The 19,146-nt window shown below is 63.6% G+C and carries 24 protein-coding genes and 1 pseudogene; 17 read left to right on the forward strand and 8 right to left on the reverse strand.

What is annotated here, in order from left to right; translation table 11 throughout:
- Positions 1-528 precede the first annotated feature (528 nt).
- The 7 genes from H536_RS23375 to H536_RS0116555 all read left to right on the forward strand — a co-directional run bounded on the left by H536_RS23375 (position 529) and on the right by H536_RS0116555 (position 4,045).
- Positions 529-2,079, forward strand: a complete 1,551-nt coding sequence (locus H536_RS23375) for a DUF6508 domain-containing protein (protein WP_050767473.1) — start codon at positions 529-531, stop codon at positions 2,077-2,079.
- A gap of 129 nt (positions 2,080-2,208) precedes the next feature.
- Positions 2,209-2,439 (forward strand): hypothetical protein, encoded by a 231-nt coding sequence (locus H536_RS0116535; protein WP_024351525.1) that lies wholly within the window; start codon positions 2,209-2,211, stop codon positions 2,437-2,439.
- Complete coding sequence (locus H536_RS0116540; protein WP_024351526.1) at positions 2,433-2,654, forward strand: hypothetical protein; 222 nt, start codon at positions 2,433-2,435, stop codon at positions 2,652-2,654. The genes H536_RS0116535 and H536_RS0116540 overlap by 7 nt, the downstream gene beginning before the upstream one ends.
- Positions 2,648-2,929 (forward strand): hypothetical protein, encoded by a 282-nt coding sequence (locus H536_RS0116545; protein ID WP_024351527.1) that lies wholly within the window; start codon positions 2,648-2,650, stop codon positions 2,927-2,929. The genes H536_RS0116540 and H536_RS0116545 overlap by 7 nt, the downstream gene beginning before the upstream one ends.
- A 36-nt stretch (positions 2,930-2,965) precedes the next feature.
- Positions 2,966-3,484: a hypothetical protein gene (locus H536_RS25190; protein ID WP_155898524.1), complete on the forward strand. Its 519-nt coding sequence runs from the start codon at positions 2,966-2,968 to the stop codon at positions 3,482-3,484.
- A 14-nt stretch (positions 3,485-3,498) separates the two neighbouring features.
- Positions 3,499-3,738 carry a hypothetical protein gene (locus tag H536_RS24480; RefSeq protein ID WP_148233770.1) on the forward strand — a complete coding sequence of 80 codons (240 nt, stop codon included), beginning with the start codon at positions 3,499-3,501 and terminating at the stop codon, positions 3,736-3,738.
- A 13-nt stretch (positions 3,739-3,751) separates the two neighbouring features.
- Entirely contained in the window at positions 3,752-4,045 is a 294-nt protein-coding gene (locus H536_RS0116555; RefSeq protein ID WP_024351529.1) for a hypothetical protein, read from the forward strand.
- Positions 4,046-4,264: 219 nt separating this feature from the next.
- Here H536_RS0116555 and darG read toward each other — a convergent pair whose 3' ends face one another.
- The 3 genes from darG to H536_RS0116570 all read right to left on the reverse strand — a co-directional run bounded on the left by darG (position 4,265) and on the right by H536_RS0116570 (position 6,334).
- Positions 4,265-5,344: a type II toxin-antitoxin system antitoxin DNA ADP-ribosyl glycohydrolase DarG gene (gene darG, locus H536_RS0116560; RefSeq protein WP_009209195.1), complete on the reverse strand. Its 1,080-nt coding sequence runs from the start codon at positions 5,342-5,344 to the stop codon at positions 4,265-4,267.
- Positions 5,344-5,982, reverse strand: coding sequence for a type II toxin-antitoxin system toxin DNA ADP-ribosyl transferase DarT (gene darT, locus H536_RS0116565; RefSeq protein ID WP_009209194.1), 639 nt, complete (start codon positions 5,980-5,982; stop codon positions 5,344-5,346). Before darT ends, darG begins: the two co-directional genes overlap by 1 nt.
- Positions 5,983-6,121: 139 nt before the next feature.
- A complete protein-coding gene (locus H536_RS0116570) occupies positions 6,122-6,334 on the reverse strand; it encodes a hypothetical protein (RefSeq protein ID WP_024351530.1) in 213 nt (70 codons plus the stop codon).
- A 107-nt stretch (positions 6,335-6,441) separates the two neighbouring features.
- Between H536_RS0116570 and H536_RS25020 the strand changes: the two genes are divergently transcribed.
- On the forward strand, positions 6,442-6,864 hold the full coding sequence (locus H536_RS25020) for a peptidoglycan-binding domain-containing protein (RefSeq protein ID WP_024351531.1): 423 nt from the start codon (positions 6,442-6,444) through the stop codon (positions 6,862-6,864).
- Positions 6,861-7,118 carry a hypothetical protein gene (locus H536_RS0116580; protein ID WP_024351532.1) on the forward strand — a complete coding sequence of 86 codons (258 nt, stop codon included), beginning with the start codon at positions 6,861-6,863 and terminating at the stop codon, positions 7,116-7,118. The genes H536_RS25020 and H536_RS0116580 overlap by 4 nt, the downstream gene beginning before the upstream one ends.
- A gap of 181 nt (positions 7,119-7,299) precedes the next feature.
- On the opposite strand, the gene H536_RS0116585 is transcribed toward H536_RS0116580, so the two are convergent.
- Both H536_RS0116585 and H536_RS0116590 read right to left on the reverse strand, forming a co-directional pair.
- The gene (locus H536_RS0116585; protein ID WP_009209192.1) at positions 7,300-8,037 is read right to left on the reverse strand and encodes a hypothetical protein; all 738 of its coding nucleotides are present in this window, start codon (positions 8,035-8,037) and stop codon (positions 7,300-7,302) included.
- A gap of 201 nt (positions 8,038-8,238) precedes the next feature.
- On the reverse strand, positions 8,239-8,586 hold the full coding sequence (locus tag H536_RS0116590; protein WP_024351533.1) for a hypothetical protein: 348 nt from the start codon (positions 8,584-8,586) through the stop codon (positions 8,239-8,241).
- A gap of 290 nt (positions 8,587-8,876) precedes the next feature.
- On the opposite strand from H536_RS0116590, the gene H536_RS22750 reads away from it, so the two are divergent.
- Complete coding sequence (locus H536_RS22750; protein ID WP_060576937.1) at positions 8,877-9,494, forward strand: hypothetical protein; 618 nt, start codon at positions 8,877-8,879, stop codon at positions 9,492-9,494.
- Positions 9,495-9,883: 389 nt separating this feature from the next.
- On the opposite strand, the gene H536_RS0116600 is transcribed toward H536_RS22750, so the two are convergent.
- Both H536_RS0116600 and H536_RS25445 read right to left on the reverse strand, forming a co-directional pair.
- Complete coding sequence (locus tag H536_RS0116600) at positions 9,884-10,210, reverse strand: hypothetical protein (protein WP_024351535.1); 327 nt, start codon at positions 10,208-10,210, stop codon at positions 9,884-9,886.
- A gap of 545 nt (positions 10,211-10,755) precedes the next feature.
- A complete protein-coding gene (locus H536_RS25445; RefSeq protein WP_342341761.1) occupies positions 10,756-11,394 on the reverse strand; it encodes a helix-turn-helix domain-containing protein in 639 nt (212 codons plus the stop codon).
- Between H536_RS25445 and H536_RS0116610 the strand changes: the two are divergent.
- Positions 11,371-11,559 (forward strand): annotated as a pseudogene (locus tag H536_RS0116610) (IS3 family transposase); the annotation flags it as partial. The gene H536_RS25445 and the pseudogene H536_RS0116610 overlap by 24 nt on opposite strands.
- 277 nt (positions 11,560-11,836) lie before the next feature.
- Positions 11,837-14,170 (forward strand): heavy metal translocating P-type ATPase, encoded by a 2,334-nt coding sequence (locus H536_RS0116615; protein ID WP_009209188.1) that lies wholly within the window; start codon positions 11,837-11,839, stop codon positions 14,168-14,170.
- A 221-nt stretch (positions 14,171-14,391) separates the two neighbouring features.
- Here H536_RS0116615 and H536_RS25195 read toward each other — a convergent pair whose 3' ends face one another.
- On the reverse strand, positions 14,392-14,565 hold the full coding sequence (locus H536_RS25195) for a hypothetical protein (RefSeq protein ID WP_244877515.1): 174 nt from the start codon (positions 14,563-14,565) through the stop codon (positions 14,392-14,394).
- A gap of 63 nt (positions 14,566-14,628) precedes the next feature.
- On the opposite strand from H536_RS25195, the gene H536_RS22755 reads away from it, so the two are divergent.
- The 5 genes from H536_RS22755 (at position 14,629) to H536_RS0116640 (ending at position 19,100) form a co-directional block, all read left to right on the forward strand.
- Positions 14,629-15,687, forward strand: coding sequence for an ATP-grasp domain-containing protein (locus H536_RS22755; RefSeq protein WP_244877516.1), 1,059 nt, complete (start codon positions 14,629-14,631; stop codon positions 15,685-15,687).
- Between the two features lie 31 nt (positions 15,688-15,718).
- Entirely contained in the window at positions 15,719-16,105 is a 387-nt protein-coding gene (locus H536_RS0116625) for a DUF302 domain-containing protein (protein WP_009209186.1), read from the forward strand.
- Entirely contained in the window at positions 16,105-16,626 is a 522-nt protein-coding gene (locus H536_RS0116630) for a hypothetical protein (protein ID WP_024351538.1), read from the forward strand. The genes H536_RS0116625 and H536_RS0116630 overlap by 1 nt, the downstream gene beginning before the upstream one ends.
- A 196-nt stretch (positions 16,627-16,822) precedes the next feature.
- Positions 16,823-18,130 carry an APC family permease gene (locus H536_RS0116635; protein WP_024351539.1) on the forward strand — a complete coding sequence of 436 codons (1,308 nt, stop codon included), beginning with the start codon at positions 16,823-16,825 and terminating at the stop codon, positions 18,128-18,130.
- A gap of 199 nt (positions 18,131-18,329) precedes the next feature.
- A complete protein-coding gene (locus tag H536_RS0116640; RefSeq protein WP_009209183.1) occupies positions 18,330-19,100 on the forward strand; it encodes a MauE/DoxX family redox-associated membrane protein in 771 nt (256 codons plus the stop codon).
- Positions 19,101-19,146: the final 46 nt, after the last annotated feature.

Here is a 19,146-nt window from a genome sequence, read left to right on the forward strand (position 1 = left end):
GCATTGCCTCCGGTGCAGGAAGCCAAAGACGCCATCGAAAGTCGCCTGTTGGAATGCCTGTAAGGCGCGTCTCGCCCATTACGGCCTGACCCTCCGGCAGGCCGACGACGAGGCGTCGGACTGGTCCGACACGCTTCGCGATCTCCTCTTCACACCATCATCTTCGCTGATGTCAGCGATTTCCGCCGATATCAATCGCATACAATGGTGCCGAGCTGATCAACCGCTACCGGCCGTGTGCTCCGTATCCGAGCGCCCACCAGAAAGCTGCCTTATAGCCGTAGAGCCAGAGGACGCAGAACGCGATGCTGAACACCGCGAGCGTCACCGGAAGCATGAAGGAGGACAACTCCATTGGGCAGCCTCGTAGGGACGTGGGAGCCATCGTGCGTCCGTGATTGCGGACAAACCCTCAACGTCCGGTCGATGCTCCGCCGCGCGCGCGTCCGTTCGGTGGTGATGGTTAGCGAGCGGTTTCCATGAGACGCCCGGCCATAGTATCCGGTGCCGGACGTCGGGGAGGATCGCATGGGCACGGCTGCAGATAGGCTGACTGAGTTCTGGGGTGGCTTCGAGGGCGGCCGCCACTGGATCCACCCCGCCGACGAGGCCATCCTTCGGCAGGACCGCTACGATGCCCGCGTCCGCTGGGACGCCCCGGAGAACCAAACCGACGCCGTTGACGAGTTCCGCCGCGAGCGGTCCCGCCTCCAAGCCTCGCTGATCCCGCAGCCATATATCGGCGACCTGCGCCGCGCGGACATCGTCCTGTGCCTCTTGAACCCCGGCCTCGACCCCGGCAACTGGCTCGACGAGGGCAGCCGGACAGTGACGCGTGCCCTGAAGCTTTCGGGACTGCATCAAGCACCTCTCGCGTCACCGTTCTGGTGCGTCGATCCCGAGATCGCGAACACGGGCGCCTTCCGATGGTGGTGGCCGAAATTTGCCGCCCTTGCCGACGGGCTGGTTGCCGACGGCTGGTCGTTCGACGAAGCAATGTCGTCCCTTGCGCAGCGCGTCGCCTGCGTGGAGATCGTCGCTTACCACTCGCGGAGATCCAACCTCATCAGTGACGACCTCATCGCCGCGCTGCCGTCGTCCCAGCTCGCGATCGAGTTCGTCCGGGAACGGGCGACCGAGGGCGCGCAGGTCATCTTGTTCCGCAGCCACGCCGGCTGGGGCCTCGCCGACGACGGCGACCGCGTCCGCCTGGTGACCGACTCCCAGCGGTCCATCAACGTCGGACCGGACACCCAGGCCGGCGGGATCATCCGGCGGAGGATGAACCCCGACCTCGCGGCGCTCGCCCCGTTCGCCGACGCCTTCGCGGCGCCCGGCTTCTTCTTCGGCGAGTGGGCCGGCGGGCAACCGATGGAAGGCGGCGCGGTGCAGATGCCGTTCTTTTCGATGTCGGATCCTGCGCAAGCCTTCGTCACCGCTGCATACGATGGCGGGTGGGTGCCGTCGGACTTCTCGTGGACGGACTGGCACGGCGCGAAGGAGGCAACCCGCCTCCAGCGCGAGCCCGGCGCGGTGGAGGCGGCGAGCGTCCGTCAGCTTGCCAAGCTTCTGACGACGCTGATCCGGGGCGACCGGTTCTCGGAAGGCACGCTCGCGTCCGCGTTCGAGAGCGGGCTTCTCCCCCGCATCCTCCGCCGGGTCGCGGAGCTGGCCAATCTGACCGGGTATCAGCCCATGGAGCTACCGGACCCCTGGTTCACCCTGACCGTCCATGACGGGGCGTCGCTCGAGCTGCCCGGCATCTACGAGTGGGTCATCCAGGGCGTCGGCAGCTACATCGGCCGCTACACGCGCGGCACCCGCCCGACCCGTCAGTATACCCAGAACGTCCGCAACCTGCTCGCCGGGCGGGGATACCGCGCAGGGAACGCTGCCGGGTTCAGGCGCATCCATGTCGCGCTGGCGGACGCGGTGCGGGCTGGACGGGGCATCGAGTTGCACATTCTCGAGAACCCGGCGGCGGGGAACATCGGTGCGCGGGAAATGGCGCTGATCGCGGAGCGTGGGACGTTGAACGGCACGGGGCAGCCGGGCGGGGACGGCGCGCCGCCCGAGTAAGGGATCAACGGCGGCCGCGCAAATCCGCCGTCAACAATCTGGGAATCGCCCTCCCAACATCATCATGCCTGCCGTCGAAAGTTGCGGCCAAACCTGCCGGAGTCCTTGCAACAAAAGGAGTCGGGCAGGATGCCGAGGCGGCCGCGCAACAGCGCCGGGGTGATGATTGAGAGCGGCGATGAGACGACGCCGCGCGGTGAGAGCGCCTCCAACCGCGTGAAGTCGCTCGCCGCCATCGCGTTGATGCTTGACCGCGACCGGAACACGATCGCGAAATGGCTGGAACAGGGCTGCCCGGCCATCCAGCGCGGCAACAAGCGACCAGAACTCCGTGGGAGCTGGACATCGCCGACGTGGTGAAGTGGCTCGTCCGCCGGGCCGCCGAGTCCGAGGCGACGCGGTCGCCGCCGAGCGAGCCGGGCCACATCCCGGAGGACGAAGCCAAACGCCGTCGCGCCGCCACCCTTTCCCCCGGAGACATCCCACATGGCCGACTGGCTCACCCCCACATCCCGGACGAAGTCTTCATCCTGTCGGAGGCCAACGGCTTCCGCTCGCGCGGCACCGCGTGCTGAAGGCCGGCGCCGACTACCAAGCCGGCACCGTGCTCGAGTCCGAGGAAGTCGACGGCGACCCTACCGGGTTCGCGGTTCCGTACGTCGGCGCCGAGACCGCCGTCATCCTGTGCCGCCACGTCGACGCGACGGACGCCGCCCCGCTGGTGGGGGTCGAGGCTGCGGTCATCGATAGCGACGAGGTCAAGCGGTTCGAGCTCACGCTACCGACCGTCCCAGCGGCCGCCGCTTCCGCCATCGCGGCACTCGCCGTGAACGGCATTAAGGCCCGCTGAGCGCGGTCCTCCCCACATCCCTTGGAGACGCACACCGTGCTCAACCATTCCGACCTCTTCACCTTCACCAGCCTGACGACGGCCATCAACAAGGACCCCAACGCACCCGACGACCTCGGCCGCTGGTTCAAGTGGCACGCCCAGGGCATCAGCACGCTCACGGCGATCGAGGAGCGCGACGGCGTCATCGGGCTGGTCCAGTCACAGCCGCGCGGCGCCGCAATCGGTCAGGCGGGACACCCGCCGGGCGAAGGCTCTCCCGGTGCCGCACTACCCGCTCTACGACTCGATCCTCGCCACAGAGGTGCAGTCGGTCCGCGCCTTCGGCAGCGACAGCGACAGCGACAGCGACAGCGACAGCGACAGCGAGATGGAGACCGGGTGCTGGCGAACGGCAAGGCGTGGTCCTGCAAGAAGGCGCACACCGTCAAGGCGAAAGCCTTCTGCACGAAGACGACGGGGGCGTCGTGCTGTGGGAGCGAGCCGAGAAAGACGTCCCTCTCGATGCGCGGCGGTCTAGCTACGTCGATACCGACCGGGGCGCGCGAACGGTGAACTGCGCGCTGCACATGCTGGAGCGCGAAGCCCTCCTACAGGCACAGTGCGTGCGCTTCAGCGGCGAAATCCCTTGGGAGTTGGCCCGCGAGCTCACGGTGGACGACGAGATCCGGGTCGCGGGCCGCTACATCTCGGGCGCCGCGCCGGTCGGGAAAATCATGGACCTAGAGCTGTCCGCCGACGGGGACGGCAACCGTGTCGCGAGCTTCACCACCGGCTGCGTGCCGGGCGACGGCGATCCCGCCCGATGACGAGTTCGATGAGGTGACGGGCGCCCTCGTCTACAAGGTGACGGGCAAGTCGGCTTCGACGCCCGTCAACGCGATGTCCCTTCGGATTGCGACGCCGCGCGTGTTCGAGTGGTCGAACCAAGCGGCGTCGCAGCTCGCCGCGATGTTCGTCGCCGACGACCCGGAGAAGGAGTTGGCAACGCGGGTGACGCAGCTTGTCGTCGGCTACGACGCCTTGCGACAGGAGGACCTGCTTTCAAGGAGGCTGCGGGTTACGTGCCGGCCGTTGGCGCTGCCGAGGCAGATCGACTTGGAGTCCGAGGCATGAGCAGCTCGTCCACCCGTCAGCTCGTCCGCGCGCTCAAGAAGGCGACCCGGCCCATCAGCACCCGCGTCCTGCGGGCGGCGGATATCCGCGCGGGTCGCGGGGAGAGCGCGCAGGAGTTCACCGTCATCGGAGCGCGCCGGGCACCAAGATCGATGTGTCGGCGGCGTTCGTCAGCGTGTCGGTGCCGGATGCGGAGCCGAATGAAGACGTACCTTCCGGTTAGGCTTCCTCGGCTATCCGTCCGGTTAGCCTCTCAAGGGCGAGCTGAAGCATCCGGTCATCGAACAGACGCTGCTTACGCTCGCCAGCTTCGATCCCGCCCGCCCAGTTGCGAAGACCTTCCCGCACCGCAGGAACGTTGGCCTCAGCCCCGTGATCGAGGAGCCAATCGATCGTCCCTAGCAGCTCCATACCCAAGGGGGACTCGAAGCCATCAATGGTGTCCGATGTTGCGTGTAGGGCTGCCAGATAGGGACGAGCGTCTGCCGACTTCAAGTAGGCTGCAACGTGGTCGCGCTTACTGTCCTCAAACCATACAATATCCAAGGGTCCAGCATCAGCAATCCGCCGCTCGCAGTGCAGGTAGCTACCGTCCAAACTGTTCAGCAGGTGTTGCAGGTTCTGCGCATAGGGGCCATACCGCTCCGCCTTGTAGGCTAGCTTCAACGGACTATCTACCCCAGTCGCTTTCACATTTCGATCAAGCAAGTAGGTCAGTTTCTGGATTTCCAGCATTGTGCATTCGATGCCTAAGATCCAATACCGACGCACCAACTCTGCAACCAGAGCACGCGCAGGAGTGAGTTTCTCGACGCCCTCTCGTTTGGCGACGTTCTGATAGACATCAGTCGGCTCGTAGACGATCACATCAACATCAATCAAATCACCCAGAGCCTGCTCGATACGCGGCCTCACTTCCCGCCAGTCCAAGCCCCCGTTTCCGCTGCCGAGTGGCGGCAGAGCAATCGACCGTACGCCGTTCGCAATCACGAACCGCTTGAGATCTTCCAATCCTTGATCGATCCACTCGATTTTCGACGGGTTTCGCCAATGCTTTTTGGTGGGGAAATTGACGATCCAGCGTGGTCCGCCGACCCAGTCGGTTCGCTCTGTAACGAAGATCTGGCCGACCTTGATTTCTTCGTTCTTGCAGGCTGCAGCATAAGCCCGAAAATTAGCCGGGAACGCCTCCTTGAACATGAGGGCAATGCCTTTTCCCATCACGCCCACAGTGTTGACCGTGTTGACGAGGGCTTCAGCACCCGAGTTGAGTAGATTGCCTGAAACAAATCTAATCATCAGAAGTAGTATTTCCGCTGTGCGATGACCCGCATATTTAACCCCCGGCGCTCGGTCTGGCGCTTCACAGAAGCCATGACGGCCTCATTATAGCATGCGATACCCAATAGACCAGCACACGGAAGCGACCTGTGGACAAGTGCTTCTGCTTGATATCGCTCGAACTTGCCGGGATCCTCCGCATTTCTCTTGAAGTCCTTCGCCCGCAATATTGCCCAGTCTATTTCATTCAACCTTTGCATGTCCGTATAGAATCTTGCAGCCTGTAGATATGCATGCCGATCCGTGAAGACGATTGGTAACCCAGCTTCATTAAGCTTGTGTAGCGACGAGACGAGAACGACGATCTCCTCATTGGCCCTCTTCCGGATCCCGCCATATCCAGTTTTGATGTTGAGCATCATCGGAGAGAATGGGGTGAAGTAGAACGGTACGTAGTCGCCCAGCGTGCCGTTTGGATGACACGGAACCGGGTGATTGGTTCGCCTATCGATCAGCTCGAGGTTGCCGATAGCGACGTAGTTTGGGTCCGAGACGTGGGCCTTCTTGCAGTGCAGGCCGTTGTCCAAAATCCATTCGACATTGTCCCGATGTACGATCCGGAAGATCAGGGCCCTCTCTGCCGTCAAATCAGCCATACATCCACCATCCGAGCACCCGTCGAACGCAACATGCGGACATCTTGTTGATGGCTAGCGCCAGCGTAGATGTCCGGATGTCCTATCGTCCTTGTCCATGGGAGGATGGGCTACCACGCCAGTTCAAGTGACTCCAGAATTACCTGACGACACTCAGTAGCGGCCGCCCCGCCCTCGTCGCCGCCCGCTCCAAATCCTCGGCGGCCTCGGCAAGCCGACGCATCGCCGACGCGAGCGCCGGGTCGCGGTTGTCCCGGTGCAGGATTTCGGCCATCGCCTGGGCGTCGTAGGTGGATCCGAGCAGCTCGGCCAGCTTGTCCTTTGCGCGCTGATGGGCAACACTTTTTGGCATCCGGACCTCGAAAGTTGCGGCGCAACCGCGCCTGGTGATGGGGAACGCGCCCCGGCGCTGACCGATCGCCTCACCAAGCCGAGCGCCCGGCCGGTGCCCGGCTCGCGGTGGACGGCGACTTCGGCCCGAACGTGAAGCGCGCGGTGGTCGCCTACCAGAAGGCGCACGGCGCGAAGGCGGACGGCGTCGTGGGGCCGGAGACGTGGAGCCACTTGGAGAAGCAGCTCCCGGGAGAGCGCGAGAACCTCGGCAAGACGCCCGTTGCCGAGCTGCCCAACGTCGGCAAGGTCGCCACCGCCACGGCCGCCGCCGTCTCGCTCGGCCAGGCGAAGGCGCAGCTCGAGGCGGCTGCCGCTCAGGTCGGTGGCCTCGCCGGTCAGGTCGCCGGCATCCCGAGGCTCGCCGACGCCGCGGAGGCGCTGGCATCCGGCGTGGTCGCCGTCGCCGGCCTCGTGGGCGTCGCCGCGCTGCCCTATGCCGGCTACGAGTGGCTCCGGTCGCGCCGGACGTACGAAGGTGTCGCCGCATGACCACCGTCCTCGCCTGGTTCGCCGGCACCCGCGTGGGCCACTGGCTGGCCGCCGCCGGGGCGGGCGCCCTCGTCGCCCTCGGCATCGTCGCCCGCGTGTACGGCGCCGGGCAGCGCGCCGAGGAGTCTCGGCAGACGCGAGACTCCCTCGACGCCCTGCGCGAAAGGAACCGGACCGATGACCAGGTTGACGCTCTCAGTGCTCGCGCTCGCCGCGATGAGTTCGCTGGCTGGGTGCGCGACGACCGCGCCTAGCTCCGGCTGCGACGGCTGGCGCGCGATCCGGCCGACGGCGGCCGACGGCGGCCGACGTCGCGAGCACGTCGGACGAGCTCGTGCGGCAGGTCGTCGAGCACAATCGGCACGGCGCCGCGCGGTGCGGATGGCGGGCTTGAAACAAAGAGGCCCCGGCGAGTGATGCCGGGACCTCCATTGTTCAGCGACGCGCCATCGCATTGGCGACGATCCGGTTGAGATGCTCCAGGTCGAACTCGCATTCCTCCATCCAGTGGAAGATCGCGTCGTTGGCGCCCTGCCAGTCCAGGACCCCAAGCGGAGCCGCCCGAAAGGCCGTGGAGCCGTGCCAGTTCTCCTGCGCCCACCGGGAGAAGTCGTACTGGTCCTTGAACAACGCCCGCCCACGCTCGTCGGCGAGGATCATCAGGCTGAGCCAGCCAAAGTCGTCCATCCACTCGCGAAGCAAGCCGATGTCCACGTCCTCGGCTTCCCGGCGCGCGTCCTCGATAGCGCGCTCGCGGGCCTCGAGTTCGTCCGCGACATCCTCGGCTCCAGACACCTCTCCCTCGACCAGCGTGGCGCCGAAGCGCTCTGCGATCGCCTCCAGCGTCGGCTTTTGGGTCGCGACCGTGCGCTCGATCAGCGCGTCGAGGGCCGTGCCCCCCGTGATGTTGTTGGCGATGCCCGCGTCCGTCACGACCTTTCGGAACTCGGCGAACTGCTTCTTCGGCAGCGTCAGGTTCTGATAGAGCCAGCGGGCGACGTCGGCGGCTTGGGCGCCCTTGATGAGGCCGCAGACCATCTGGCTGGGCGGCTCCTGCCCCTTGCGGATCGCCGACGGCAAGCTGCGGAACCGCTCAGCGGCGACCGCCGCCATGCGGTCCAGCGTCTCAGTGTCGAGGTGTGCCTTCGGCGTGAACTTCAAGATCTTGGCCATTCCTGTTTTCCTTCCGTTGAGGTGCTGAGGGGCACCCGATTGCCCGCGAGTCGGACGCCGTCGTGCCGCCTATGCGGCGGACCTCGACTGCGTGCTCTGGGCGGAAGGAGAGAATGGCGGCGGGATGCATGATGAGCCTTCTTAGGGGTTGGGTTGGGCACCGAGGCCCCGGCTGATGGTGCCGGCCGGGGCCTCGGTCGTTCAGCGGTTCTTCAGGACGAAGTCGACCTGCCAGAGGACGTTGACCGTGGTGTGCGAGAGCCAGTGGGAGAGCGTCGACCGGACCACCGATGCCGGCATGCCCTCGATGGGCACCTTCACCTCGGGCGTGACCGCCAGCATCTTGTCGATGTTCGCCTCCATGAAGGCGGCGAGGCGCTCGGTGGAGCCGAACGGCTGCGGCTGCGGGCGCGCCTTGAAGACCGTGATGGCGACGATCGCCAGGCCAGCACCCTCCTCAAGCCAGTCGAGGAGGCGGAGCACCTGCTGGCGCTCCCCTTCGATGCTAGCGGCGCGCGCCGCGCCGTCGTTGTTGTCGTTGCTGATCATGTTGTCCGCAGTTCCTTCCAAATCGCGCATAGGGGCGCGTGTCCCGCGAGTCCGACGAATTCGAGCCGCCTATCAGGCGGACCTCGGCATCGTGCTCGGGGCGGAAGGAAAGGAGGGCGGCGGCGGACATGATGGCCTCGTTGAAGTGGACGGCCTGGATGACAGGAGTCGCCCGGGGGAGTCTAGCCCAGGCCGAAACGGTGTCGAAACTCGGTTCTCGCGCGCCTTACGTCGTCCCTTGCATTTTAGACGTCCACCATCCTCCGACACCCAGAAGGAGGGACACCCCCATGCTCGCCGCCATCCTGTCCGCCATGCGCGCTATGGCATCCGCCGCCGCCCACCTCGCCGCGCAGGGTTTCCGCTACGCTTGGTGGGCCGTCGAGTGGACGGTTTCCCTCCCCGGCCGCATGCTCAGCGGTGGCGGAGGCGGCTCCCTCCCCCTGCCGCCCGATGCAGCCCCACCGCCGGACACGGCAGGCGAGATCGCCGCGATGGTCGCCAAGCGCGGCAAGGGGCGCGCCCTGCCCGGCGCGCTGCCGTCCGATCTCGACCCGGCGCCCGACGGCACCGACCCGGTGTCAGCAACGGTGCACGCTTACGCCCGCGCGTCGGCGACCGACCGCCGGCAGGTGTCCCTTGAGGCCCTGTCGCCGGACCAAGTGTCGTGGCTGCTTCGGCTCCAGCCGCACGACCTCGACCGCCTCGCGGCAGCGGGCGGCTTGGTGTGTGGGCGCCTAGCGCGCGGACTGGGCGGTGGGGCGCTGGGTGTCGAACCGTGCAGGCGTCGGGAGCCGGAGCTGACGGAGGCGGAGGTCTCCGGCCGGGAGGAGGTGCCGGTGGTCGAGGGGTTCGCCGAGCGGGTGCGGCGTCGAAGGGCGGGCGGGCCTCGGCTCGTCATGGGGTGACGGATGTCGCTGGGGGCTTGTCTGGGGCAAGCCCGCCGGCGTGACTGGCATCACACGGTCGGTGGCGACATTACGATGAAGCTTGCTCCCCATGCGGGATACCGGAAGGGTCTAAACGAGGGGCGGTCCGGAGACGGGCCGCCCCTCTTCGTTTCTCCTCTTCGAGGACCAGCCACGATTGTGCCCGCTTTCAAAAAGGCTTTTTGACGCCTCAGTGATAACAATACGTTACTGGGATGTCCGCAAGGGATTGCGCGATCCCTGCAATGACTTCGGCCTCCTAAGATCGCCCGATTGAAGCAGTTAGAGTGACTGACCGTCTTTGCCCTACCGCATCTACTCTTTGACATAGCCTAAGGGGTGCCGTGGCGCGAGTTCCATCGCCGCCGCTACCGCGGTGGCGGCCCGGTGCCATATCCGCCGAGCGGAATGTCAGGTTGCAGTTCGCCCTCCTCGCAGAAGCGAACGCTCCACGCCTCCTTGCCGCCCGCCCATCTGACGGCCTCGACGAATGCCTTAGAGTGACCGGCGTCGCGAAGCTTCTGCAACCTGTCCTCCAGGATAATTCCTGGTCGCCACCACCCGCCGGTGCCTACCGTGAAGCCATCGTCATCATTCATGACCGTGATCGGAGCGTCGATCCGCCAGACCGACAAAAGATCTGCGTCTTCCTGAGTGAAATGCTGCCACGAGATTTTGAGGCGCTCCTGGCTCATATGGTCCTCCCTGATGCACGATCAGGCTACGGGCGAAGTACGCAAGGGACACGGCTGGCCGGAAGCTAACCTCCCGCCGGGTAGCCGGCGAACGTTCGCAGCGAGTGTATTCCGACGTGATCATCTTCCGCTCGAGCCGTTGCAGCCAGCACTTCGCATCCCACTCAAACTCGCCGGCCTCGGCGCTTTCGATCGATCTGCCACGAAGTCGATCGGCGGTCTTGGCGGATGGCAGCCTCAGTTCGAATGCGAGGGAGACAGCGTTCGCGACACCATCGGCGCGCCGACGGAACAAAGGGCGTCTGCAATCGAGCAAATCAGGTTGTCCAGATGTGCACGAGCGTATCGGTTTAGTGCCTTGCTGTAGTGCATTTGTTCGATGGGGATTGCCGAACACATGAACTTTCGACAGCTCCGGTGACCACACTGGATCTCCCAAAGTTACTTAGTGAGGCAATCCTCGATTTCTCAGCGTCTGAGCGACGCGATCCGGTCGGGCCGACGCGACCCCGGCTCGGGTTCCGGGCGAATTCGGTTGACCGGCCCTAACAATCCGCCCGATCAGACCTCGCCAGTCGGGACACACGGCCGCGTCCGTCTGCTATCGACTGCCCCCTTGCGGTCTTCTCCGAAGCGGTCGCAAGCCGAACACCAACCGCATAGCGCTCGCCATGGGCGATGAACACCGCTCCGAGAGCCTCGAGAGCTTCGCGGATCCTTGCGGCGCTACTAGCCTTCGGGACCCTCAGACCGTTTTCGAAATCGTTCAGCAGGCTGCGCCCGCAACCCGCTCGCTCGCACAGCTTGCCTTGGCTGATGCCAAGCATTGCTCGTGCGCCCCGGCATGCGATGCCATCGATGGGCGGATACTCAGGCATGGCGAATCCTTGCAATCCGGATCGCTCCAGTCGGGTCCCATTCCTGTCCGCCTTACCTCCAGACTGACGTTCCAGCATTCGCTCCAAGGATCCATGCGCGACGCATGTCAGTCGACGTTTCAGCCAATATGCCCGAATCCTCATCTCGCGTCGACGGCGCCAGCGTTCGCTGAGCATGAGCGGCCCACCGTAACGCAACCAACCGGCCTTTCTAACCCCCGTCGGCTGATGCGAACGGTAGAAGAGATCAAGATTGCAAACCTTCAGCTTCATGGCGTCAGGTTGTTCAAGGCCGAGGCCATCCATTGGCGGGGGCCGTGGCGCAGCTTCGGAGCCGTCGAGTTCGCCACCCTCGAATGGGTCGGCTCGTTCAACAATCGCCGGCTTGTCGAGCCAATTGGCAACATCACACCCGCTGAAGCAGAAGCCGCATACTACGCCGAGCTTGAGGCAATGCCGATCGCTGCCTAGGACTAAAGCTAAACGGTCTCTGGGAAACCCGGCGCGTTTCAGCGGCATCCTACATCGAGAGCTTGGTAGGCACTCAAGATCAAATATCTGGCGTAACCTCAGTATCTCCGCTCGCCGCCACCTCCCCGTCGATTCCATTATCAGGTGGCTATCGGCTTACTGGAGATCCGCGCCAGTCCTGTCAGAAGGAGCCCTCACGACTATCATTGAAAATTGGCTTGAGCTTCCAGCCACTGGAAGCTCGATGATGAGAAGACAGACCGGAGGTTGGCAGGCCATGGACCATGATCATCATCACGCGGCACCTGACATCCAGGCGGGGACCGAGACGGCGAGAGACCCGGTTTGTGGGATGACGGTCGCAGTCAAGCCCAACGGGCGTCACGCTGAGTTTGGGGGCAACACCTTCCATTTCTGTTCCGAGAATTGCCAGACGAAGTTCACCATCGATCCCTGGTTTTACGGCTCGGGTCGAGCAGCAGGACCGAAGCAGGCTGTGCCGGTCAATATTCAATACACATGCCCGATGCACCCTGAGATCGTCACCGACGCTCCGGGGGCCTGCCCGATCTGTGGCATGGCGCTGGAGCCGATGCTGCCTTCCGACGAGCCCAGCGAGGAGTTGACCGACTTCACCCGCCGGATGTGGATTTCGGCGGCGGCGGCGGTACCGCTGATCGTGCTGACCATGGGCGAACTGGTGGCGCTACCCGTGCGCGATTGGATCGGTCACCAGACCGCCAGCTATCTCGAATTCGTGCTGGCGACGCCGATCATTCTCTGGGCGGCTCTGCCGTTCTTTCAGCGTGGCTGGGACTCGGTGGTGAACCGTAGCCCTAACATGTGGACACTGATCAGCCTCGGCGTAGCGGCAGCCTATCTCTACTCGTTGGTCGCGACATTCCTGCCGGGCGTCTTTCCCGATGCTTATCGGATGGGCGAGGGTGTCGGCACCTATTACGAAGCGGCCGTGGTGATCGTCGCGCTGGTATTCGTCGGGCAGGTCCTGGAACTGCGTGCGCGCGAACGCACTGGCGACGCGATCCGCGCGCTTCTGGACCTAGCGCCCAAGACCGCGCGCCGCATCTTGCCTGATGGCTCGGAATATGACGCGCCGCTGGACAACATCATGGAAGGCGACCGTTTGCGTGTGCGCCCGGGAGATGCGGTGCCGGTCGACGGGACGGTTATCGAGGGCCGATCATCCTTGGACGAAAGCATGCTCACCGGCGAGTCGATGCCGGTGGAAAAGGGTCCGGGCGATGCCGTGACCGGGGCTACGATCAACAAGAACGGCTCGCTGGTGATGGAGGCGGGTAAGGTCGGATCCGACACGGTGCTGGCACAGATCGTGACGATGGTATCGAATGCACGCCGTTCCCGCGCCCCGATCCAGGGACTGGCGGACAGGGTGTCGGCGGTGTTTGTCCCGGCGGTCGTGGCCATCGCCGTTTTCGCCTTCGGTGTCTGGCTGACCTTTGGCCCGGAACCCGCGCTTGTTTTCGCCATAGCCTCGGCCGTGTCCGTGCTGATCATCGCGTGTCCTTGCGCCCTGGGACTGGCAACACCGATCTCCATCACCACGGCGGCGGGGCGCGGGGCGCAGGCTGGCGTTCTAATCAAGGACGCGGAGGCGCTGGAGCGCATGGCGGCCGTTGATACACTGATAGTCGACAAGACCGGCACGCTGACCATGGGTAAGCCGAAGCTGACCGATACGCTCGCGCTCGGAAACCTGACGGAGCCCGACCTCCTATCACTGGCGGCAGCGCTGGAGCGCGGCTCGGAACACCCGCTGGCCGAAGCGATCGTCGAGGGAGCTGAGGCGCAGGGTGCCCCGCGTCAGGAAGCCGCGGACTTCGAAGCAGTCACCGGCAAGGGCGTGCGCGGCAACGTCGGCGGGCGCGCGGTTGCGCTCGGCAACTCCGCTATGATGCGGGAGATGGGGCTGGATGTGACGCGGGCCGAAGGGAAGGCCGACACGCTGCGCGCTGAAGGCAAGACGGCGATGTTCATTGCGGTTGAGGGCGCGCTGGCAGGCATCGTGGCGGTGGCCGACCCGATCAAGGAATCAACGGCGCAGGCAATCAGGGAACTCCACGGCCAGGGGCTACGCGTCATCATGGCGACGGGCGACAACGAACGCACGGCGCAGGCGGTCGCGGGGCGGCTCGGCATCGACGAGGTCCGCGCGGGCGTGCTGCCCGAGGCCAAGAAGGACCTGATCGACCAGTTGCGCCGCGATGGCCACAAGATCGCGATGGCAGGCGACGGCGTCAACGACGCGCCCGCGCTTGCCGCCGCCGATGTTGGCATCGCCATGGGAACGGGCGCAGACGTGGCGATGGAAAGTGCGGGGATTACCCTCCTGGGCGGTGACCTGATGGGCATTGTCCGGGCGCGCAAGCTGGCGCGCGCCACCCTGCGCAACATCAAGCAGAACCTGTTCTTCGCCTTCGCCTACAACGCCCTCGGCGTACCGGTCGCGGCAGGGCTGCTCTACCCCGTCACCGGGCTTCTGCTCTCCCCCATGATCGCGGCAGCGGCGATGAGCCTGTCTTCGGTATCAGTCATCAGCAATGCACTTCGGCTCAGGCGGGTCGACCTGTGATCCAGGCTTCCCTCAAGCTCAAAGCGCGTCGGTTTCCGACGCAGTCATGGTGTGGCGAGCAATGAGCAATTCAAACTTGACGTCCTCTGATCCGACGCGTGTCCTCTCGGATCGGCTCAACCAGAACTGCTTCTGCGTCACGCTCGACCGTCGATCGCTGTGCGAGGCACTAGAGCAAGAAGCTGGCGATCCGGAATTCTGCGAAAGGTTCATCCGCCCTATCAGCCCGCGAGGCTCACTTGTTCTCGAACGTGCCGGTATTCCTTTCTGCCAGCCAGGTAGCCGAGATGCAGAAGGTGGTTGAGCAGGCTCACTTGTTCTCGAACGTGCCGGTATTCCTTTCTGCCAGCCAGGTAGCCGAGATGCAGAAGGTGGTCGGAGGGGTCGATACCCATTCAGCCTGTTGAAGCTTCGAAGCAAATCGGATTCCCTCGTGCGCAAAGGAGCCGCCAAACAAAGTGGTCGCAGCTATCGAGCAGACGGCCCGGCTCACAGCGTACAAGGCCGCGGTTTTCTCTTGGGCCCCCAAAATCTCGCGGGAGGATCACGGCCCGGCTGGCGCCCTGATGGGCTACGACTTCCATCTTGGTGAAGACGGCCCCCGACTTATCGAGATTAATACCAACGCCGGTGGGGCATTCCTCAACGCTCTTCTTGCAAGAGCGCAGCGCACTTGCTGTGCGGAAATGGACCTACCAATTAAGCCGCACGCCTTTGAGGATGCGGCGTTTCGCATGTTCCAAAACGAATGGATGCGCCAGCGGGGAAACGGTGCAATACGTCGGATTGCTATCGTCGACGACAGGCCGGAGGAACAGTATCTTTATCCTGAGTTCGTGCTGGCGAGGCAAGCCTTGGCCGCTCGCGGCGTGGACGCAGTCATCGCGGACGCCAGCCAGCTTCGCGTTGAGGCCGGTCGGCTCAGCCTCGAGGGAAAGCCGATCGACCTTGTTTACAACCGGGTCACCGATTTTGCGTTCGATCGGCCAGAACACAAAGCGTTACGAGACGCCTACCGAGACGGCGCCGTGGTCGTCACGCCGAATTCCTACAACCACGCGCTGCTCGCCGACAAACGGAACCTTTCGATCCTCTCAGATCCGGCATTGATCGAGTCCTGGGGCTTGGAACCGAAACTTCTGGCGCAGCTCCGCTCTGTTCCGCGCACTGTCCTTGTCACTCCCGAAAATGCCGAGGACCTTTGGAAGTCGCGGAAGGCCCTGTTTTTCAAGCCGACGGGCGGACACGGTGGAAAGGCAGTGTATCGCGGCGACAAGGTGACGAAAGGCGTCTGGGCAGAGATCAAGGGGGGTGGCTACGTTGCCCAGACCCTGGTCAGGCCGAGCGAGCGCATGATCAGGATCGATGACGCATTCCAGCCGCGCAAGATGGACATCAGGCTCTATACCTATGATGGACAGGTGCTTCTGGTTGCTGCGCGCCTCTATCAAGGACAAACCACGAATTTCAGAACACCTGGAGGCGGGTTTGCTCCAGTATTTGTGGTTCGATCATGACGGCATTTCGGGAAGATCAAAGGAACTGAGGATGACCTATACAATTAATCGAACGATTGCTGGCTGGGGTATCGATGACATTGCCGCCCGAACGCGCAAGGCGTTAGCGAACCATGGCTTCGGCATACTGACCGAAATTGACGTCAAGGCGACGATGAAGAAAAAGCTCGATGTCGAGATGTCGGCGTATCGCATCCTCGGCGCCTGTAATCCGAAGATGGCGCATCAGGCGATCGGAATCGAGCCACGGGTAGGCGCGATGCTGCCCTGCAATGTCATCCTGCGCGAAGTCGAGGGCGGCGTGGAAATCAGTGCGATCGACCCGGTGGCGTCTATGCAGGCGATCGAAAACGCCGAACTGACAGCCGTGGCGGGTGAGGTGCGGGACCTTCTGGCGAAAGCCGTCGACGCGATTTGATGGGATATACCAATGAGACGAACGCGCGCGCCTTTTCCGAAGACCGCGCACGCCCTGCTGGCCTGTGGGAGGCGCCCGAACTTCCCGTCGCCTACTTCTCGTTCGTCCTGCATTTCGTCTGGGAGTTCGTTCAGGTTCCGACCTATACCGGCATGGCCGAGATGCCTCACTGGGAGGCGATCAAGCTTTGCATGTCGGCAACTTTTGGCGATGTCGGGTTCGCGCTGACTGCATTTTGGGCTGCCTGTCTGGCGGCACGTAGCCGTGACTGGCTCCTTCGGCCAACCCGCTTTCCGGCCGGACTCTTTGTCGCTGTCGGTATCGTCCTGACCGTAGGGTTCGAGTACTACTATACCAACATCAGCTTACGCTGGTCCTATTCGGAACTGATGCCGCTCGTACCGCCGTTAGGCACTGGTCTGAGTCCGCTCCTCCAATGGGTCGTCGTTCCGCTGCTCGTGATCTGGCTGACCCGCCGCCATCTCCTCGGCGCGCAGGCCATACGCGAGGCCAATGCATGAAGGGTCGACTGCCCAATGCCCGCTGCGGTCTCTGGCCACGGCCGCAGTGGCCGGAAGTTTCAGCGAGTTTTGCCGGTGCGGTCTTCGACGGTGAGAAAATCAGCGACGGCAGACATTGGGCACTTCTCGCATAGGGCTCGTAAGGGATTGCGGCTTTTCCAGAGGGCAACGCGACCAAAGCCTGAAAGAGGAATTGATGACGAGCGAATACCAGAAGAACAGCATCACCCTGTCGGGGGCTGTGGCCATGGGCACCGGTGTGATGATTGGGGCCGGTATCTTTGCGCTGACGGGCCAGATTGCCGAACTCGCCGGTCCGCTCTTCCCGCTCTCGTTCGTTGTCGGTGCGATCGTGACCGCGTTCAGCGCCTACACTTACATCAAGATGTCGAATGCGTTTCCGTCTGCGGGCGGCGTCGCCATGATCCTGAAGAAAGCTTACGGGCCGACGACGGTCGCGGCAGGCGCCTCTCTGCTGATGGCGCTGTCAATGGTTATCAGCGAAAGTCTTGTCGCGCGCACCTTCGGCACATATTCCCTTCAGGCCTTCGGAGGCGATCCGGATAGTGTTCTCGTGCCGATCCTCGGCGTAGGGCTGATTGTATTCGCCTTTCTTCTGAATGCCTCGGGCACGCGGTCGGTTGGGATGTTCTCCATCGTCATGGCGGTGCTCAAGGTGGGCGGGATCGCGCTGTTCGGAGTTGCGGGACTCTGGGCGAGCGGCATCACCTTCGAGGCCACCGGCGGCGAGATGGGCGCGGGCGGTTTCATCGCCTCGGTCGCGCTGTCGATACTCGCCTTTAAGGGCTTCACTACCATCACGAACAGCGGCGCCGAGATCACCGACCCGCATCGCAATGTTGGCCGGGCCATCGTCTGGTCGATCGCGATCTGCATCGTCGTCTATCTCCTGGTCGCCTTTGCGGTCAGCTCCAGCCTTTCGCTCGACCGCATCGTGGCAGCAAAGGACTACGCGCTGGCCGAAGCTGCCCAGCCCGCCCTTGGTCAGACCGGCTTCTACCTGACCGCGGCACTCGCGTTGATCGCGACAGCATCGGGTCTGATCGCGAGCGTTTTCGCGGTCTCGCGGATGCTGGCGATGCTGACCAACATGAAAATGATCCCGCACAGTCATTTCGGAATGTCGGGCACAATCAAGGACCACACGCTCATCTACACAGTCGTGATCGCTGGCTTTCTCACAGTATTCTTCGACCTCAGCCGGATCGCCTCGCTTGGCGCCTTCTTTTACCTGGTGATGGACATCATCATTCACTGGGGCGTGTTCCGGCACTTACGCCAAGAGATCGGCGCGCATGGCTGGATGCTGCTGACGGCCATCGCGCTCGATGCCGGGGTACTGGCTGCATTCACCGGGATGAAGTGGCAGTCAGATCCGATGATCGTCGTGATCGGCATTGTCGGCATGGCATTGGTGTTCCTATTTGTGGGAATTTTCTTGGCACGAGGCCAAGTTAGCAGAGGCGGCCACGAGCATAGTTGAAAACGGCTCAGCCATTAACTCCTTCTGCTGTCTTTTCTCAACCCGACCATTCTATACTCATCGGACAGTTGTTGGAGACCGATACTCATATCAGTTCTGGGTTGACCGTCCCAGCTACAGGACCCCTCATTCGATCCAGAGAGCAACGGTTTGCGACGAGCGTGATTGTCGTTGCGCTCCCCATAGACAGGAGGTTCTCATGAGTGCGGTACTGCCATCATCCCCAGAAAAGAAGGCCGTCCTCTACCGGATGGTCATGGAGGAGCATGTCTGTCCCTACGGGCTGAAGTCGAAGGACCTTCTCGAGCGCGAAGGGTTCGCGGTCGACGACAACTGGCTGACGACCCGCGACGAGACCGACGCCTTCAAGGCAAAGCATGGCGTCGAGACGACGCCGCAGACCTTCATCGGCGGCGATCGCGTCGGCGGCTACACCGATCTGCGCGAACATTTCGGCAAGTCGGTCCAGTCTAAGGACGAGACCACCTACCAGCCGGTGATCGCCATCTTCTCGGTTGCCTTCCTGATGGCGCTGGCGGTCTCCTTTGCCGCCTATGAGACGATCTTCACCGTGCGGGCGATCGAGTGGTTCTTCGCCATCTCCATGTGCCTGCTCGGCATTCAGAAGCTGCAGGACGTCGAGAGCTTCTCGACCATGTTCCTGAACTACGACCTCCTGGCCAAGCGATGGGTGCGCTACGGCAAGATCTACCCGTTCGGCGAGACGCTGGCCGGCGTGCTGATGATTGCCGGCACCCTCACCTGGCTGTCGGCGCCGATCGCGCTGGTCATCGGGACGATCGGCGCCGTGTCGGTCTTCTATGCGGTCTATGTGCAGAAGCGCGAACTCAAATGCGCCTGCGTCGGCGGCGGCTCGAACGTGCCGCTGGGCTTCGTGTCGCTGACCGAGAACCTTGTCATGATCGGCATGGGTCTGTGGATGCCCCTTCGCATGATCGGGGGAGGCTGAAGCCTCCTCGTTCCAACCATGTGCCAACACTGCGGACCGGGATCGG

The organism is Aurantimonas coralicida DSM 14790 (assembly GCF_000421645.1).
GTDB classification, from domain to species: domain Bacteria; phylum Pseudomonadota; class Alphaproteobacteria; order Rhizobiales; family Rhizobiaceae; genus Aurantimonas; species Aurantimonas coralicida.

Bases quoted from the DNA above. Each gene is read 5' to 3' on its own strand.
- H536_RS23375 (WP_050767473.1), top strand. From the start codon at position 529: ATGGGCACGGCTGCAGATAGGCTGACTGAGTTCTGGGGTGGCTTCGAG.
- H536_RS0116535 (WP_024351525.1), top strand. From the start codon at position 2,209: ATGCCGAGGCGGCCGCGCAACAGCGCCGGGGTGATGATTGAGAGCGGC.
- H536_RS24480 (WP_148233770.1), top strand. From the start codon at position 3,499: ATGCTGGAGCGCGAAGCCCTCCTACAGGCACAGTGCGTGCGCTTCAGC.
- darG (WP_009209195.1), bottom strand. From the start codon at position 5,344: ATGATTAGATTTGTTTCAGGCAATCTACTCAACTCGGGTGCTGAAGCC.
- darT (WP_009209194.1), bottom strand. From the start codon at position 5,982: ATGGCTGATTTGACGGCAGAGAGGGCCCTGATCTTCCGGATCGTACAT.
- H536_RS0116570 (WP_024351530.1), bottom strand. From the start codon at position 6,334: ATGCCAAAAAGTGTTGCCCATCAGCGCGCAAAGGACAAGCTGGCCGAG.
- H536_RS0116580 (WP_024351532.1), top strand. From the start codon at position 6,861: ATGACCACCGTCCTCGCCTGGTTCGCCGGCACCCGCGTGGGCCACTGG.
- H536_RS0116585 (WP_009209192.1), bottom strand. From the start codon at position 8,037: ATGGCCAAGATCTTGAAGTTCACGCCGAAGGCACACCTCGACACTGAG.
- H536_RS0116590 (WP_024351533.1), bottom strand. From the start codon at position 8,586: ATGATCAGCAACGACAACAACGACGGCGCGGCGCGCGCCGCTAGCATC.
- H536_RS22750 (WP_060576937.1), top strand. From the start codon at position 8,877: ATGCTCGCCGCCATCCTGTCCGCCATGCGCGCTATGGCATCCGCCGCC.
- H536_RS0116600 (WP_024351535.1), bottom strand. From the start codon at position 10,210: ATGAGCCAGGAGCGCCTCAAAATCTCGTGGCAGCATTTCACTCAGGAA.
- H536_RS25445 (WP_342341761.1), bottom strand. From the start codon at position 11,394: ATGGATGGCCTCGGCCTTGAACAACCTGACGCCATGAAGCTGAAGGTT.
- H536_RS0116615 (WP_009209188.1), top strand. From the start codon at position 11,837: ATGGACCATGATCATCATCACGCGGCACCTGACATCCAGGCGGGGACC.
- H536_RS25195 (WP_244877515.1), bottom strand. From the start codon at position 14,565: ATGGGTATCGACCCCTCCGACCACCTTCTGCATCTCGGCTACCTGGCT.
- H536_RS0116625 (WP_009209186.1), top strand. From the start codon at position 15,719: ATGACCTATACAATTAATCGAACGATTGCTGGCTGGGGTATCGATGAC.
- H536_RS0116630 (WP_024351538.1), top strand. From the start codon at position 16,105: ATGGGATATACCAATGAGACGAACGCGCGCGCCTTTTCCGAAGACCGC.
- H536_RS0116635 (WP_024351539.1), top strand. From the start codon at position 16,823: ATGACGAGCGAATACCAGAAGAACAGCATCACCCTGTCGGGGGCTGTG.
- H536_RS0116640 (WP_009209183.1), top strand. From the start codon at position 18,330: ATGAGTGCGGTACTGCCATCATCCCCAGAAAAGAAGGCCGTCCTCTAC.